Origin of the sequence: Bradyrhizobium sp. NBAIM08 (genome assembly GCF_020193935.1) — a bacterium.
Lineage (GTDB): Bacteria > Pseudomonadota > Alphaproteobacteria > Rhizobiales > Xanthobacteraceae > Bradyrhizobium > Bradyrhizobium yuanmingense.
The window spans coordinates 961406-974695 of sequence record NZ_JADYVR010000001.1 but is presented as its reverse complement, the minus strand read 5'-3'; the positions used below and the strand labels follow the sequence as shown (position 1 = coordinate 974695).

Genomic DNA, 13290 nt, shown 5'->3' with positions numbered 1-13290 from the left:
ATGTGACCGGGTCGCGTAACCTGTTGTCTCGTTCCTACTAATCTTTGGCGCTGGCGGTGGAGACCGCCGGCTTGGTATCGCCCAGCGAGACCCAGACGTTGGGATCGCTCTGCGACTGGCGCTTGACGAAGCGGTAGCCGGTCTCCGTCCAGGCGAGGACGTTCTCGTTCTGATTGTCGAGAATGAACTCGCCCTTGTCGGTCTTCACCGTCAGCACCGCGTGGCCTTCGCCTTTCTTGTCGCGCACCACGGTGATGAGCAGGGCCTGGCGCGGCCAGCCGGCATCCATCAGCATCTTGCGCTTCAACAGCACGTAGTCTTCACAGTCGCCGTAACCGTCTGACGGCAGCGACCACTTCTCGATCACGCCCCAGTGCTCCTGGTCGGTCAGAGGCTTGACGGTCTCGTTGACCCAGCGATTGACCTTGACGAGGTCGCGCCATGCGGCCTGCGACATCACGATGTCGCGCGGCTGCAGCGGTGCGCCCTGGCACTGGGCAGCATTGTCCGCGCAGAACTCGACCCAGCCGATCGGCGCACGCGTGGTGTCGCCGAGGCTCGCGTAGAGCAGACGGCCTTCGCCGGCCTGCGCTGCCGCGCTGATCCCGAAGAGCATGGCGGCCAGCGCCAGTCCCTTCCCCCGTCCCCTGAAGTCAAACATTGCGGCCCCCGTTTCTTGTTGGGACCACATTTCGCACGGAGCTTTTGAGTTGCCGCTAAGTCGACCAAGTCAAGTCGAGACGAATGCAAGTAAAAGGCGCGGCGAATTCGATCTATACTTGAATAGAATTCGCGTAAAATTGGATATGACTGCAATTGATTCAAATTTTATCTATTAACGCGGAAGCGCTGGGAGGAGCGTTGTTTGCGCTCATCTGCAGCCCCTCCGTTAACCGCTGGCCATTCGCCGCGGGACATGAAAAAGGCGGCGTCCGCATCGCGGAAGCCGCCTTCGAGCCTGGAAATATGGAGGTTTTCGCGTCCTTGCGCTTTACCGCGCGGTAACGCTCTCTTCGAGTGTCTCTGCCGGCTGCTCGTGCATGAACTCCAGCGCGAAGCCGTCCTCGAGGTTTCGGACCACGCGGCCCTGGACCCGGCCGAGCAGAACCGTCGATTTTAGCGGTGGCCGGTTCTCGGCAGCGATCGCAGCGCCCGACAGCGAGAGGTCGATGATGCGGCAGGTCATCTTGGTGCCGTCCTCGAGCGTCAGCACCGCGATCGGGTTGCGCGGCACGATACGGTCGTGGCGGCGGTCCTCCGGCAGATTGAGGATGTCGCGGTTGGCGAGCCAGGTCAGCTGCGCGGCGAGTTTGTCGCGCTTGCGCGGCGTCGCACCGATGGTCATGGCGAAGCCGTTGTCGATGATCCGGGTGATCTTGCCCTCGACGCGGCCGATATGGTCGAGATAGGCGACCACGCGGTCGCCGACATTGCCGATGCCGGGGGCGAGCAAGGCGAGGCCGCCCGGCGACATGTTGATCACCTGGCAGGGGAATTCCCGGCGGTCCGGCAGCATGTAGCGGCCGAGCAGGTGCACCTTCACCCGCTGGAAGCGCCTGCGCTCCTCGGCAGCCGGAAGAAATTTTTTGTTCGCCAACGCCATTTCCAACACCCGACCCCCCGCCCGGGCGGAGTCCTTGCGACCCTAAGGTGCACAGGGTTAATGCCGCGTTAGGATCGGGCGCGCTGGACACGGACAGACACGATGCGCTCGAAAAGCCACACCTTCAGGCGGGGCTCGGCTTCCTCGCGGCGCGCCCATAAAGCAGGCACAGCAGCGCCAGCAGCACGGCGGCCGACAAGCCGAGCGACCAGTGGATGCCGATCGCCGCGCCTGATACCCCGATCGTGATGCCGCTGAAGGCGCGCATGCCGAGCCCGGCCATGTTGTAGAGGCCGACGACGCGGCCGCGGATGTCGTGCGGGGCGTTCAGCTGCACCAGCGCCTGCGCCATGGTGTTGAAGGAGAGCTCGAAGAAGCCCGCGAAGAACAATAGCGCGATCGCGACCGGATAGACCGGCACGAGCGCGAAGCCGAGCAGCGCCACGCTCCACAGCATCGCCAACGCGATCGCGGTGCGCGGGGTGCCCTTCAGCCGCCCCCAGGATTCCAGCGCGATTGCGGCAAGCACTGCGCCGGCTGCGTCCGCGGCGAGCAGCACGCTGTAGGAGACGCCGGGATCGCCATGGCCGAGATCGCCGGCATAGCCCGGCATCTGGGCGTGATAGGCGTTGCCGATCATGAAGGAGGTGAGGCCGGCGAGCCACGTCATCGCCGACAGCACGGGCTGGGTGCCGATCGCGCGGATGGTGAGCACGATGTCGGCGAGGCCGCGCACCGCGAAGCGGCGCGCCGCCACGCTCTTGTCCCTGATCGGGGCCCAGAACAGCCACAGCAGCATCGGCAGATAGAACAGCGTGTTGAAGATGATGCCGTGCGAGGGACCGAGCGTCAGCATGATGAGCCCGCCCACCGCAGGTCCGACCAGGATGCCGAGATAGCGCGCCATCGCGTTCAGCCGCACCGCGCTCGGCAGGTCGGCCGGGCCGACCAGGTCGTAGAGCAAGAGCTGGTTCGGCGTCTGCCAGAGCACGCCGGCGCAGCCATGGATCACCAGAAGCAGCATCGCGTGCCACATCTGGATCGTATCGGTCAGGAAGAAGAAGCCCCAACCGGCGGAGGCGACGATGAACAGCAGCATGCCGCACTGGATGATGCGGCGCGGATCAAACCGGTCGGCGAGGCCGCCGACCGCGACGGAGAACAGCAGGAACGGCAGCCAGTGCGACAGCACGGCAAACCCGCCCAGCGTCGGCGAATGGAATTTCTGGAACACCACCCAATAGCTGATCACATGCTCGATATTGTCGGCCATCATCGCCAGCACGTAAGAGGCGAACTGGAGACGGTAGGGCACGGACCTCATCGCCGCGAACGATCCGGACGCGGCCACGGGATTTTGGGGAAGGGGATTCACGGGATGACCTGAGGTGAGACTCGTGGCGAGTTACACGCTCGCCGGCCGGCGCTCAAGACAATTGGGCGTGCTGGAACAGCAGCCATGCACTCTTGCCACGAGGCCCGCGTTATCTGAGGTGCGAGCCTCGCGACTTCCGGCCTGCTCTCGTCGAGCCGCAGCAGTCGCCCCATGCAGGTGACGAAATTATTCGCTACGATCGTCTCCATGGAACAGAACAGTCTCTACGATCGGCCGGATCTCTATGACCTGATGGCTCCGCCAGATCCGATCCTAGAACGCTTCTATGTCGACATCGCGCGCGAACGCGGTGGCCGCATTCTCGATCTTGCCTGCGGGAGCGGTCGCCTGACCGTTCCATTGGCGCAGGCGGGTCTTGATGTCATTGGAGGCGATCTGTCTTCCGCGATGCTGGAGCGGGCGCGAGATCACGCCAGGGCGAACGCGGTTGAGCCCGGCTTCGTCGAATTGGACATGCGCGATTTCGATCTCGGCGGCCGGACTTTCGACACCATCATTGTCGCGATGAACTCGGTGCTGCATCTGCATAGCCTCGACGATTTCAAAGGCTTTTTCAAATCTGCCGGCCGACACCTGTCGGCGCAGGGTCGGCTCGTATTCGACGCGTTCCTACCCAGTATTGCCATGCTCAACTCTGATCCCGACAAGCGCGAGTTGATTGCCAGGGTGCTCCACGACAGTCTGGGTGCGCTCACCATCGAAGAAAGCGCGCGATACGACCCACTCACCCAGATCAGGCACGTGGATTGGTACTGGTCAAGCGCGACGAAGAAGGATTTTTGGCGGGTCGCATTGCCGATGCGCAACATCTTCCCGCAGGAAATGCCGTTGCTCGTGGCCTCGGGCGGCTTGCGCCTCATCGAGCGCTTCGGCGATTTCGATCGCGGGCCACTGACGGCGGAAAGCATGCGGCAGATATGCGTCTGCGGTCTCTAGCCCGGTAGCCCGGATGGAGCGTAGCGAAATCCGGGCCCGCTTCCCCGTATTCCGCTACGCTCCATACGGGCTACAAGGCCGCACCTTGGCACGAGCGCGCATCTCACATACGCTTCGCCTCAGCCCGCACACAAATCATAACAAGCGGGCAGCGAGGAAACAGCCATGCAACAAATCCGCGTCTGCACCCACGCAGGTCCCGGCTCGGAGCCCGTGATCCGCACCGTGCCGTGGCCGAAGGTCGGCCGCAAGGCTGCGCTGATCAAGGTCGGCGCCTGCGGGGTTTGCGGCACCGATCTCCATATCCTCAAGGGGCACTGGCCGAAGCCGCTGCCCTGGCCGTTCACGCTGGGACACGAGCTCGGCGGCGTCATCGTCGAATGCGGCGACGAGTTCACCGAAGATTTCATGAGCAAGCCGCTCAAAGTTGGATCGAAAGTGATGATCCCGCCCTTGATGCCGTGCGGCCGCTGCTACTATTGCATCCACTATCCGCAAACCGCGAACAAATGCCTGACGCCGGTCTATTACGGCCGCTATCTCGGCTTCGACAAGGCGCCGCATTTGTGGGGCGGCTGGGCCGAATATGTCTATGTCGATCTCGACATGCTGCCGGGCACCAAGATCTACAAGCTGCCGGACGACATGTCGTTGCGCCTGGGTGCGCTGTCGGAGCCGCTGACCTCCTGCATTCGGGCCTTCAATCGTGCGACCCGCGCCGGCGGATTCAGCTGGGGCGACACCGTGGTGATCCAGGGCTCCGGCCCGATCGGCATTCTGGCGGTCGCGGCCGCCAGGGAGATGGGGGCGGGGCGCATCATCTGCGTCGGCGCGCCGGAGGAGCCGCGGCTCAAGCTGGCGCGCGAGTTCGGCGCGGAGGCGACCGTCAACATCGAGGAGCTGAAGTCACCGCAGGATCGCATCGCGCGTGTGCGCGAGATCGTCGGCGGCTTCGGCGCCGATCTCGTGATGGACTGCTCGGGTCATCCGACCGCCGGCCCCGAAGGCATCGAGATGCTGCGCGACGGCGGCACCTATGTCGAGATGGGCCAGTTCACCGACGCCGGCTCGATCGACACCTCCTGGCACCGCATCTGCACCAAGGACCTCAACGTGCTGGGATCCTGGGGCTTCACCGGCAATGACCTCCCGCTCGGCGTCGACATGCTCTACCGCACCCGTGACAAATACCCGTGGCTGAAAATGCAGACGATCTACCCGTTCACGGAAGCGGGCGTCGCGCAGGCCGTGCAGGACGCAATGGCGATGAAGACGGTGAAGTCGACGATCGTGCCGTGGCCGGAGCTGGTGGAGTAGACGATGCCGTCCGCGCCTCACGATCTCGCGGCGTTCCTGGTCGAAGCCAAACGCCGCACCTATGCGGGTCTCGATGACGATGCGACCGTTGCTGCGCCGCTGCTTACCGGCTCCAAGCAGCTCGAGCATCACGCGCCGCCTTATGCCTATCGCGATATCTATTTTCGGGATGGGCTTCTTCGTCGGGCAGGAGACCGTGTCGCGGGATGAACGCGTCACCTGGTCGATGAGCTACAGCGGCGGCGTTCGTGCGGAGATCACGGAGCGGGAGATCTTCCTCGCCATCTACAAATTCCTGCGCCAGGCGTTGCTGCGCGTCGGCGTCGAAGAGCCTTACCGGGGACCTCGCCTGTTCGAGCAGGACGGCATGGCGTACCGCAACGAGATCGAAGGCGGTATCGATCGCTTCCACGGTGTGGAGACGATTGCCCGGCAGGATGGTACACCGCTTTATGAGCTGCGCTATGGTGGCGGCCTGCTGCGATAGACAAAATCCGTAGCCCGGGTGGAGCCGAGCGTAATCCGGGGACGTCCGTCCCGCATTCCGCTTTGCTCCATGCGGGCTAAAAGTCGGAGCCTGGAACGAGCGACGAAATGACCGACGAAAAGACACCCGAACCAGCCCGACAATCCCCCTTCCACGCCATCCGCGCGATCGACTACACGGTCATCTTCGTGCGCGACATGGCGCCGATGCGCCGCTTCTACGAAGACGTCCTCGCCTTTCCGCTCTCGCGCGAGCTGTCGCCGAACTGGATCGAGTACGGCCTCGGCAGCAACACGTTGGTGCTGGCAAGGCCGAGCCGCACCGCCAGCGATGCACCGACGCCAGCGGGCAGCGCCTCGCTGCAGCTGGCCTTCAAGGTCTCTGCTGCAGAGGTCGACGCGTGCGCCGATGAACTCGTGCGGCAAGGCGTGGCGCTGCTGTCACCGCCGACCAACCAGCCCTTCGGCCATCGCACGCTGTTCTTCCGCGATCCCGACGGGAATCTGCTGGAGGTGTACGCCGAGATCTGAGAAATTCTATTTGACGTATCCCGACAACATGGCGTGCGCCCAGTCCGGACGGTTGTTGGCGAGCGCGCGCGCCGAGGCGGCCTCCCAGTCGTATTCGAGGGCCAGCAGCTCGACCTGCCAGCCCCTTTTGCCCTTGGTGAGGATCGCGTAGCGGGCGTGAGGCGAGCGGTGTTCCAGTTTCGCGGCAAAGGGAATGTCAGCGAAAACAGGGCATCCGACGCTGCCGGGATTGAGGACCAGACATTCGCGCGGCCCGTGAACGACGGCCGGGCGGTGGCTATGGCCACACAGCACCACGCGCGCCGCCGGCTCGCTCGCAAGGCGTGCTTCCAGCACGTCGCGGCGTGCCGGCACGAAGCGGCCGTCGTCGAGTGCGTCCTCCAGCAGGCACGCCGTGTCGCTGTCGGGCGTGCCATGGCAGGCCAGGATGCCGTCGTCCAGTCGCAGCTGGGAGGGTAGGTTGTGAAGTGCACGACGCTGCTCTGCAGTCAGTGCGTTGCGCGCAAACAGACCTGCCGGCGAGAGCTTGTCGTCCGGAAACTCCTCGATCCAGCGATCATGATTTCCGCGCACGGTCGGCAACGCCAGCGATTGGAGGAATTCGAACGTTTCCCTCGGCCACAACGGGCTGGTGACGCAGTCGCCGAGGTTGACTATCCGATCGACGCCCCGCGTCTTGATATCCGCCAGCACCGCCTCCAGCGCGGCGAGATTGCCGTGGATGTCGGAAATGACCGCCAATCGCATCTTTATTCCCCATATCGCCAGACGTGAGCGTGGCTCGGCTATAGGCCGATCCCGCCGCGCCAAGGTTAATCGAGCTGGCCGCAAAAATCCGCTGCAAGCTTCAGGCGCGGCTCGCCGTCAAGCCATGCATCACGGCTATGGTGATTTCCGGGCGCTTGGCTTAAAGAGCGCCCAGATCAAATCAGCGTGCGGTCGGGCCGTTTGCCGCGCACGCAGCTCGGGGCGCCGGTTCACCGTTTGCGCGCCTGAATCAAACAAGGTTTCCCATCTCGTGTCTCTTCCGGCCCTTACCCCGCCGCTCGCCCGCGCTTTGGCCGAGCGGAACTATGATTCACTGACGCCCGTCCAGCTCGCGGTGCTCGCCCATGAGGCCACCAGCCGCGACCTCCTGGTCTCGGCCCAGACCGGTTCCGGCAAGACCGTCGCTTACGGCTTGGCCATCGCAAAGAACATCCTCGATGACGCCGAGCAGTTCGCACCAGCGGCCGCGCCGCTCGCCTTGATCGTGGCGCCGACCCGCGAACTCGCGCTCCAAGTTCAGCGCGAGCTGGCCTGGCTCTATGGGCATGCCGGCGGGCGTGTCGTCTCTTGCGTTGGCGGCATGGATCCGCGGCGCGAGCAGCGCGAGCTCGCCGCCGGCGCGCATATCGTCGTCGGCACCCCCGGGCGTCTGTGCGATCATCTGCGGCGCGGCCGTCTCGACATTTCCGAGCTCGCCGCGGTTGTGCTCGACGAAGCCGACGAGATGCTCAATCTCGGCTTTCGCGAGGACATGGAATTCATCCTCGAGACCACGCCGCAGACGCGCCGCACCTTGCTGTTCTCCGCGACGTTTCCGCGCGGCATCGTCGCGCTGGCGCGGCAATATCAGCGCGACGCCTTCCGGATCGAGGTCGCCGGCGACGAGGGCGGCCACGCCGATATCGAATACCGCGCGATCCGCATCGCGCCCGCCGACGTCGAGCATGCCGTCGTCAACGTGCTGCGCTTCTACGAGGCGCCGAGCGCGCTGGTGTTCTGCAGCACGCGCGATGCTGTCAGGCATTTGCAAGCCGCGCTGCTGGAGCGCGGCTTCTCTGTGGTCGCGCTGTCGGGCGAATTGACGCAGAACGAACGCACCCTGGCGCTGCAGTCGCTACGCGACGGACGCGCGCGCGTCTGCGTCGCGACCGACGTTGCCGCCCGCGGCATCGACCTGCCGAGCCTCGACCTCGTCATCCATGCCGATTTGCCCAACGACGCCGAAGTCATGCAGCATCGCTCGGGCCGTACCGGGCGCGCGGGCCGGAAGGGCACGAGTGTCCTGTTGGTGCCGCCCGCGCGGCGGCGGCGCGCCGAGCTGTTGCTCGACCTCTCTGGGATCGACGCGGCTTGGGGCACGGCGCCGCAGGCGGATGACATCCGCAAGCTCGATCACGCACGCATGAAGGACGTGCTGTTCACGGAGGAGACCACTCCCGACGATCTGGCCCTGGCGCAGGCGCTCTTGGCCGAGCGCTCGGCCGAGGACATCGCCGCCGCGCTGGCGCGGCTTTATCGCGCGCGGCTGCCGTCGCCCGAGGACATCATCGATCCCGGCGAGCGAAGCGGCAGGCCGGAACGCGGGCGTGATAGGTCCGAACAGGGCGAGGACCGCGCCAAGCCGCGGTCGAAGGCTGGGAAATCCTCGAAGCACGCCATGGCGGATGGCAGCGTCTGGTTTCGCGCCGCCATCGGGCGCCGCAAGAACGCCGAAGCGCGCTGGCTGCTGCCGATGATCTGCCGCCGCGGCGGCATCGACAAGCGCGACATCGGCGCCATCAGGATCATGGACACCACCACCGAGTTCGAGATCTCCCAGCGGGTCGCCGAATCCTTTGCGGCAAAGATCAAGCGTCCCGACAAGGAAGACAGCATCCGGATCGAGCCGATGACGGATGCGCCGGACCGGCAAGACGCTCCTCAGGAGCGCCCCCGCGCGCCGCAGCGCGAGGCCGGCGCTCATCATGAACGGCGCGAGGATCGCCCGCGCGAGGCGAGTGGATTCAAGTCGCGCAGCAAGCCTCAGGGCGAGCGCGCGTCGAAATTCGGTGATGCGCGTTCTTTCGCAAAGAAAAAGAAGCACAAGAACAAGCCCGGCCATGCAGAGCCTTCGGTCACGCCGTGGCCTGCGAAGGGCGCGCCCGAGAAAAATGCGAAGAAGAAGCGTCGGGGCTGATCTGCCGCTTTCCGGCCCCGGCCAGACTAACGCCGCCGAAGGCTCGCGCGGTGCGCTATGGCGCAATCAATCAGTAACATGGTGCCATCCGGACGCGCCTGCGAGCCCGCGCCTTCTCGAGTTGGCAGAATCCTTTTCGGCAAGCTCAAAGCGGCAAGAGCGGCGCCTGCGGCGAGGCGTCGCTTGAATCGAATTTAATCAAGTCGAGAGTCTGAAAGCGAACTGAAGGTCCGATCCTGGTTGGTCATAGTTGGCATCGGCAGGGGGGCGAGAGCAGCTCATCAGCAGCATCCCTCCATTTTGAGAGTAGGGGCACTGGTTTCCCGGTGCGGCCCGCACCCGGGAGCTTCTGAGAGTCTTCAATCCAACATCTGGTTTCGCGTGAAAGGATGGAATGACGATGCATGATGCCAATGTGAAAGCCGAGACGAATGCCACTCCCGCGGGTGGGAATGGTGGTGCAAGGCTCAAGTTCGACGTGCCGTTTTTCAATATCCAGGAGATCTTCGGTGATCTTGCCGAGCAGGGCGCCGCGCGGGCCAAGGCAAATCTCGAGCAGATGAAGGCGGCTTCCGAGGAGATCACCGACGCTTTCCGCGAAGCCTGTGCGACCAATGCCACGCGTGCCGCCGACTACGGCACCAAGGTCATCGAAATATCGAAAATCAATACCAGCTCCACCCTGGAATTCCTGTCCCAACTGGCCGATGCGAGGTCGTTTGCGGATGTCGTGAACCTCTCCACCACCCACAGCCGCAGGACCTTTGAAATGGCTTCCGGGCATAACCGGGAGCTTTGGGACCTTGCTCAGAAGGTTGCGACCGAGACGGCCGAGCCGATCAAGAAGAGCTTCAACCGGGTTCTGCACAGGGCAGCTTGAATCGAGGCTATCGGCCGCGTGAATCGGCGGACGAGCGTCTTCGCCAGAAGAGACGCCGTCCGGCTGATGGCGGCGACGCCTTTCCGTGAAGGGATGCCGAGCTGGAGGAAATCAGATGGGTATGGTGATGATCAAGTGCCCGGAAACGGGCCGAGCCATTTCGACCGGCATCGAGATGGACCGCGAACGATTTCGGTGCAGTGCAGTGTTCTTCTCTCGCACCTATTGCGGGATGTGTGCGGCAACGCACGAGTGGTTTGCCAAGGAGGCCTGGGTCTACGAAACGGGAAGTCCGGGGGCAGGCAGTCGTTCCGCGCGGGGGCGGCGTGAAGCAGCCTGACGGCGTCCTGCGAAGCAATCCGATCAATTTGCCCGGCGACGGGCTTACGTCGCGGCGAGGTCGCGCAGCATGTAGGTCGCGCCGTCGCCGTAGGATGCGAGCTTTGCGTGCAACTCGGCGTCCGCCGTCACGGTCCGAAAGCCGACGCGTTCCCATAGCGGCGGCGTGCCGTAGACCGAGACCAGCGCGAGCGTTCTGATGCGTGATGCACGCGCCAGCTTCTCGATATCACCGACATAAGCGCGCACGCCGCCGCCGCGGAACTCCGGCAATACGGCGACGTCGTGGATGTAGAGACAGTCGGCGCGATCGGGCAATGCTTGCAGAAAGCCGTCGAGCGGCGGAATTCGGTACCGCATCCAGGGATGTGCCAGTCCGTAGCCGATGATGCCCTGGTCCGTATCGAGCACGCCGCAGCCCTCCGGGCAAAGCCTGATCTTCTCCGCCAGCACCTCTTCGCGTTCGGGCAACGCCGGATGGATGCGTGCCGCAATCGCGCTTATCGCAGGAAGGTCGGAGGCGCGCGCGGGACGCCAATGCGGCTTGCTCATGTCGATCCGTCGTTCCGTGGTGTCCTTCCAATCTATTCCGCCGCGGCGATGCGCGCAGCGGGAAAGATCCTGGCGGTCGTTATCGCGGATATTCCAGCTGCATCGCCACGAAGTCGGCCGTGCGTGCTCCATAGCGCGTCTCGATCGCGCGCAGCGTTTCGTCCAGCGCCCGCGCCGGCGGCGAGGCGCCGGAATCCGGCACAGCCTGCTCCGCCGGCCAGCTCCCGGCAATGCGGTCCGGCAGGATGCGAAGACCGCTGCGGCTGGTCCGCGCCTCTGCCGTGGCGGCGAAGGTGAGGGCGCGCGAGCGGTAGGTGCGCGACCACGCATCGGCGATCAGGGCGAGCGAGACCTCGTCGACATCAGGCGTCAACGCGATGCCGAGTTGCTCGCGCTTCCAGAATGCGAGCGTGTTTGCGATCGCCGTCAGCGCGAAGGGGCGTGTGAAGCTGAACGCGTCGCTGCGGTGGCGTGCGTCCCATCGCGCAAGGCCGATGTCGCCGGCGACCGCCTCGGCCTTGGCGCGGCCGGCGATCGCCTCGATCAAGGTGAGGGCCATCGGCATGGATGCGGTGATGCCAGTGGTCGTCGCGACGCCCTGGTCGACGACCAGCCTGCGGTCCGCCGCGTAGCGGATCGTCGAATGCTTCTTCAGATCGCCCACGGAATACCAATGCGTCGTGGCCCGCTTGCCGTCGAGCAGCCCGGTGTTGGCAACAACCGTGGCACCGACGCACACGCCGATCACAATCGCGCCCTTGCCGGCTTGGCTCCTGATCCAGTGCAAGACCGTTGCGTCGTCGTCGCGGCTCATCGCCGGCACGATGACGTAGTCGGCGCCATCGGGGTGCGCGGCATCGAACTCGGCGATGGTCGCATGCGGCTGCACCTTGAGGGCGGGATAGAGCGTGACGGGCCCTGGCTGCGTCGACAAGGTGAGGACGTCGGCAATATCGGCGCGGGCGAGAATGCCGTAGGGCATCAGGTAATCGGTGGTCTCGCTCATGTCGTTGATGCCGACGATGGCGATCAAGGGGCGCTTGCGTTTCGGCGGTTTCAGCGCCGCCAGGGTCGATTCGGTTTCGTCTCTGGAAATCGCAGGCGCGGTTCCCGAGGCTGGCGCGGCTGGCAGCAGGAGCAGCCAGGTCGCGCCGATCCCTGCCAGCAATGTCATGCCGCCGAGGGCAGTCCACGCCAGATTGCGCCAGCTCATCATGATGTCACCCGCTCGTCTCACGCGGCGCGGAAGCTATCCGGTCGCATCGACGTCAGGAATGACGCAAATCCGGCAAAAACGGTCACGCTGCGCGACGATCCATCGCAGGATCGCCGCACGTCTGCAGGGCTCTATCGCAGCCCCTCATACACCATCAGCCCGCGCGCGATCTGCAATTTGCGGATGGCGCGCGGCAGGAGTTTCTCCGGCTGGTGCAGGTAGCGCCAGGAAGTGAGGGTGAAGGCGGACAACGTGCCGCATTCGTCGTCGAACGGCGCGAGCACGCCGGTGACGCTGACCGGCGTATGCGGGCGGGCGTTGAAGGGCAGCAGCAGGAGCTCCAGATGCGCCTTGCTGCCGTCCTCCCGCGCGGCGGTGACGCCGGCGATCGCGCCCAGTGCCTCGTCGGCGACGATCGTCGTGATCTCCTCGATCTCGCTGCGGCTTGCTTCTGTGAACAGCGCCGCAAAGCTGCGGTCCTTGAGGTCGGTTCCTGCGAGCGCGCAGACGCGCGTGCCGGCGACGCGGAACGGGAAGCCGAGGTTCGGCTCGCAGGACAGCACGAAGATGTCGCCGAGCAGGCCGCGGACCGCGGCCGGGTCGATGTCGGCCCGGTCAGGAGCCCGTGCAGTGCCGCGCTTCTTGTCCCAATACGCGAAGAACGCGCGGCTCGACGGATGTTTCATGACTGAACGCTCGCCCCGGGGTGCAACCTCGAAGGGACAGACTTGTCCCGCTTCAGTGCACCCGCGATCCCTTCTGTTGTTGTGCAGGAGGGGATTTGCAGCGTCCATGCCGCCGGCGCGTTTTCAGGCTTCTTGGGCCGGCCTTTACGCCGTTAACGTTAAATTAACTATGAGCTTCGTGCCGGCCGCGCGCCTGCTATGGTGACCGCGGTCGCAAGCCTCGCCGCTTTTCTCCAGGTTCTCGGCGGGGCCTGTACAGGGCGTCAAACAGTTTGGTCACGGGCCGCGGGGAGGGGTGGGGATACGCCTTATCTCTCCGGCCACCGGAAGACCGACACGGACAGGCAGGGCTTCGGCCCTGCCTTTTCCTTTTGTGCACTTGCGCAGGGACGGCAAAGGCGCCT

15 protein-coding genes are annotated in these 13290 nt (G+C 64.8%); 8 read left to right on the top strand and 7 right to left on the bottom strand.

The window, feature by feature from the left end; genetic code table 11:
* Nucleotides 1-37: 37 nt before the first annotated feature.
* From I6F37_RS04780 to I6F37_RS04770, 3 genes are all read right to left on the bottom strand, one after another.
* Nucleotides 38-661: a transglutaminase-like cysteine peptidase gene (locus I6F37_RS04780; protein WP_036029667.1), complete on the bottom strand. Its 624-nt coding sequence runs from the start codon at nt 659-661 to the stop codon at nt 38-40.
* A gap of 330 nt (nt 662-991) precedes the next feature.
* Nucleotides 992-1603 carry a PilZ domain-containing protein gene (locus tag I6F37_RS04775; protein ID WP_026312634.1) on the bottom strand — a complete coding sequence of 204 codons (612 nt, stop codon included), beginning with the start codon at nt 1601-1603 and terminating at the stop codon, nt 992-994.
* A 124-nt stretch (nt 1604-1727) separates the two neighbouring features.
* Complete coding sequence (locus tag I6F37_RS04770; RefSeq protein WP_368736716.1) at nt 1728-2978, bottom strand: MFS transporter; 1251 nt, start codon at nt 2976-2978, stop codon at nt 1728-1730.
* A 171-nt stretch (nt 2979-3149) separates the two neighbouring features.
* Here I6F37_RS04770 and I6F37_RS04765 point away from each other — a divergent pair, with 171 nt between their 5' ends.
* The 5 genes from I6F37_RS04765 (at nt 3150) to I6F37_RS04745 (ending at nt 6269) form a co-directional block, all read left to right on the top strand.
* Nucleotides 3150-3935: a bifunctional 2-polyprenyl-6-hydroxyphenol methylase/3-demethylubiquinol 3-O-methyltransferase UbiG gene (locus I6F37_RS04765; protein WP_225150477.1), complete on the top strand. Its 786-nt coding sequence runs from the start codon at nt 3150-3152 to the stop codon at nt 3933-3935.
* Between the two features lie 165 nt (nt 3936-4100).
* Nucleotides 4101-5252: a zinc-binding dehydrogenase gene (locus tag I6F37_RS04760; protein WP_225150475.1), complete on the top strand. Its 1152-nt coding sequence runs from the start codon at nt 4101-4103 to the stop codon at nt 5250-5252.
* Nucleotides 5253-5255: 3 nt separating this feature from the next.
* Entirely contained in the window at nt 5256-5462 is a 207-nt protein-coding gene (locus tag I6F37_RS04755; RefSeq protein ID WP_225150473.1) for a hypothetical protein, read from the top strand.
* Nucleotides 5422-5739, top strand: a complete 318-nt coding sequence (locus tag I6F37_RS04750) for a DUF5680 domain-containing protein (protein ID WP_249795195.1) — start codon at nt 5422-5424, stop codon at nt 5737-5739. Before I6F37_RS04755 ends, I6F37_RS04750 begins: the two co-directional genes overlap by 41 nt.
* A 107-nt stretch (nt 5740-5846) precedes the next feature.
* Nucleotides 5847-6269, top strand: coding sequence for a VOC family protein (locus tag I6F37_RS04745; protein ID WP_036015254.1), 423 nt, complete (start codon nt 5847-5849; stop codon nt 6267-6269).
* Between the two features lie 6 nt (nt 6270-6275).
* Here the strand turns inward: I6F37_RS04745 and I6F37_RS04740 are convergent, their stop codons facing one another.
* Nucleotides 6276-7016 (bottom strand): metallophosphoesterase, encoded by a 741-nt coding sequence (locus tag I6F37_RS04740; RefSeq protein ID WP_036015251.1) that lies wholly within the window; start codon nt 7014-7016, stop codon nt 6276-6278.
* A gap of 271 nt (nt 7017-7287) precedes the next feature.
* Here I6F37_RS04740 and I6F37_RS04735 point away from each other — a divergent pair, with 271 nt between their 5' ends.
* The 3 genes from I6F37_RS04735 to I6F37_RS04725 all read left to right on the top strand — a co-directional run bounded on the left by I6F37_RS04735 (nt 7288) and on the right by I6F37_RS04725 (nt 10433).
* Nucleotides 7288-9213 carry a DEAD/DEAH box helicase gene (locus tag I6F37_RS04735; RefSeq protein ID WP_036015249.1) on the top strand — a complete coding sequence of 642 codons (1926 nt, stop codon included), beginning with the start codon at nt 7288-7290 and terminating at the stop codon, nt 9211-9213.
* Between the two features lie 394 nt (nt 9214-9607).
* Nucleotides 9608-10093 (top strand): phasin, encoded by a 486-nt coding sequence (locus I6F37_RS04730; RefSeq protein WP_225150468.1) that lies wholly within the window; start codon nt 9608-9610, stop codon nt 10091-10093.
* Between the two features lie 115 nt (nt 10094-10208).
* Nucleotides 10209-10433 (top strand): hypothetical protein, encoded by a 225-nt coding sequence (locus I6F37_RS04725; RefSeq protein ID WP_081494642.1) that lies wholly within the window; start codon nt 10209-10211, stop codon nt 10431-10433.
* 44 nt (nt 10434-10477) lie between these two features.
* On the opposite strand, the gene I6F37_RS04720 is transcribed toward I6F37_RS04725, so the two are convergent.
* The 3 genes from I6F37_RS04720 to I6F37_RS04710 all read right to left on the bottom strand — a co-directional run bounded on the left by I6F37_RS04720 (nt 10478) and on the right by I6F37_RS04710 (nt 12886).
* Complete coding sequence (locus tag I6F37_RS04720; protein ID WP_036015246.1) at nt 10478-10984, bottom strand: GNAT family N-acetyltransferase; 507 nt, start codon at nt 10982-10984, stop codon at nt 10478-10480.
* A gap of 79 nt (nt 10985-11063) precedes the next feature.
* The gene (locus tag I6F37_RS04715; protein ID WP_036015286.1) at nt 11064-12197 is read right to left on the bottom strand and encodes a DJ-1/PfpI family protein; all 1134 of its coding nucleotides are present in this window, start codon (nt 12195-12197) and stop codon (nt 11064-11066) included.
* A 134-nt stretch (nt 12198-12331) separates the two neighbouring features.
* Nucleotides 12332-12886 carry a PAS domain-containing protein gene (locus I6F37_RS04710; protein WP_036015243.1) on the bottom strand — a complete coding sequence of 185 codons (555 nt, stop codon included), beginning with the start codon at nt 12884-12886 and terminating at the stop codon, nt 12332-12334.
* Between the last annotated feature and the right edge of the window lie 404 nt (nt 12887-13290).

Bases quoted from the DNA above. Each gene is read 5' to 3' on its own strand.
- I6F37_RS04730 (WP_225150468.1), top strand. From the start codon at position 9,608: ATGACGATGCATGATGCCAATGTGAAAGCCGAGACGAATGCCACTCCC.
- I6F37_RS04745 (WP_036015254.1), top strand. From the start codon at position 5,847: ATGACCGACGAAAAGACACCCGAACCAGCCCGACAATCCCCCTTCCAC.
- I6F37_RS04765 (WP_225150477.1), top strand. From the start codon at position 3,150: ATGCAGGTGACGAAATTATTCGCTACGATCGTCTCCATGGAACAGAAC.
- I6F37_RS04750 (WP_249795195.1), top strand. From the start codon at position 5,422: ATGGGCTTCTTCGTCGGGCAGGAGACCGTGTCGCGGGATGAACGCGTC.
- I6F37_RS04755 (WP_225150473.1), top strand. From the start codon at position 5,256: ATGCCGTCCGCGCCTCACGATCTCGCGGCGTTCCTGGTCGAAGCCAAA.
- I6F37_RS04740 (WP_036015251.1), bottom strand. From the start codon at position 7,016: ATGCGATTGGCGGTCATTTCCGACATCCACGGCAATCTCGCCGCGCTG.
- I6F37_RS04760 (WP_225150475.1), top strand. From the start codon at position 4,101: ATGCAACAAATCCGCGTCTGCACCCACGCAGGTCCCGGCTCGGAGCCC.
- I6F37_RS04725 (WP_081494642.1), top strand. From the start codon at position 10,209: ATGGGTATGGTGATGATCAAGTGCCCGGAAACGGGCCGAGCCATTTCG.
- I6F37_RS04775 (WP_026312634.1), bottom strand. From the start codon at position 1,603: ATGGCGTTGGCGAACAAAAAATTTCTTCCGGCTGCCGAGGAGCGCAGG.
- I6F37_RS04720 (WP_036015246.1), bottom strand. From the start codon at position 10,984: ATGAGCAAGCCGCATTGGCGTCCCGCGCGCGCCTCCGACCTTCCTGCG.
- I6F37_RS04715 (WP_036015286.1), bottom strand. From the start codon at position 12,197: ATGAGCTGGCGCAATCTGGCGTGGACTGCCCTCGGCGGCATGACATTG.
- I6F37_RS04710 (WP_036015243.1), bottom strand. From the start codon at position 12,886: ATGAAACATCCGTCGAGCCGCGCGTTCTTCGCGTATTGGGACAAGAAG.
- I6F37_RS04780 (WP_036029667.1), bottom strand. From the start codon at position 661: ATGTTTGACTTCAGGGGACGGGGGAAGGGACTGGCGCTGGCCGCCATG.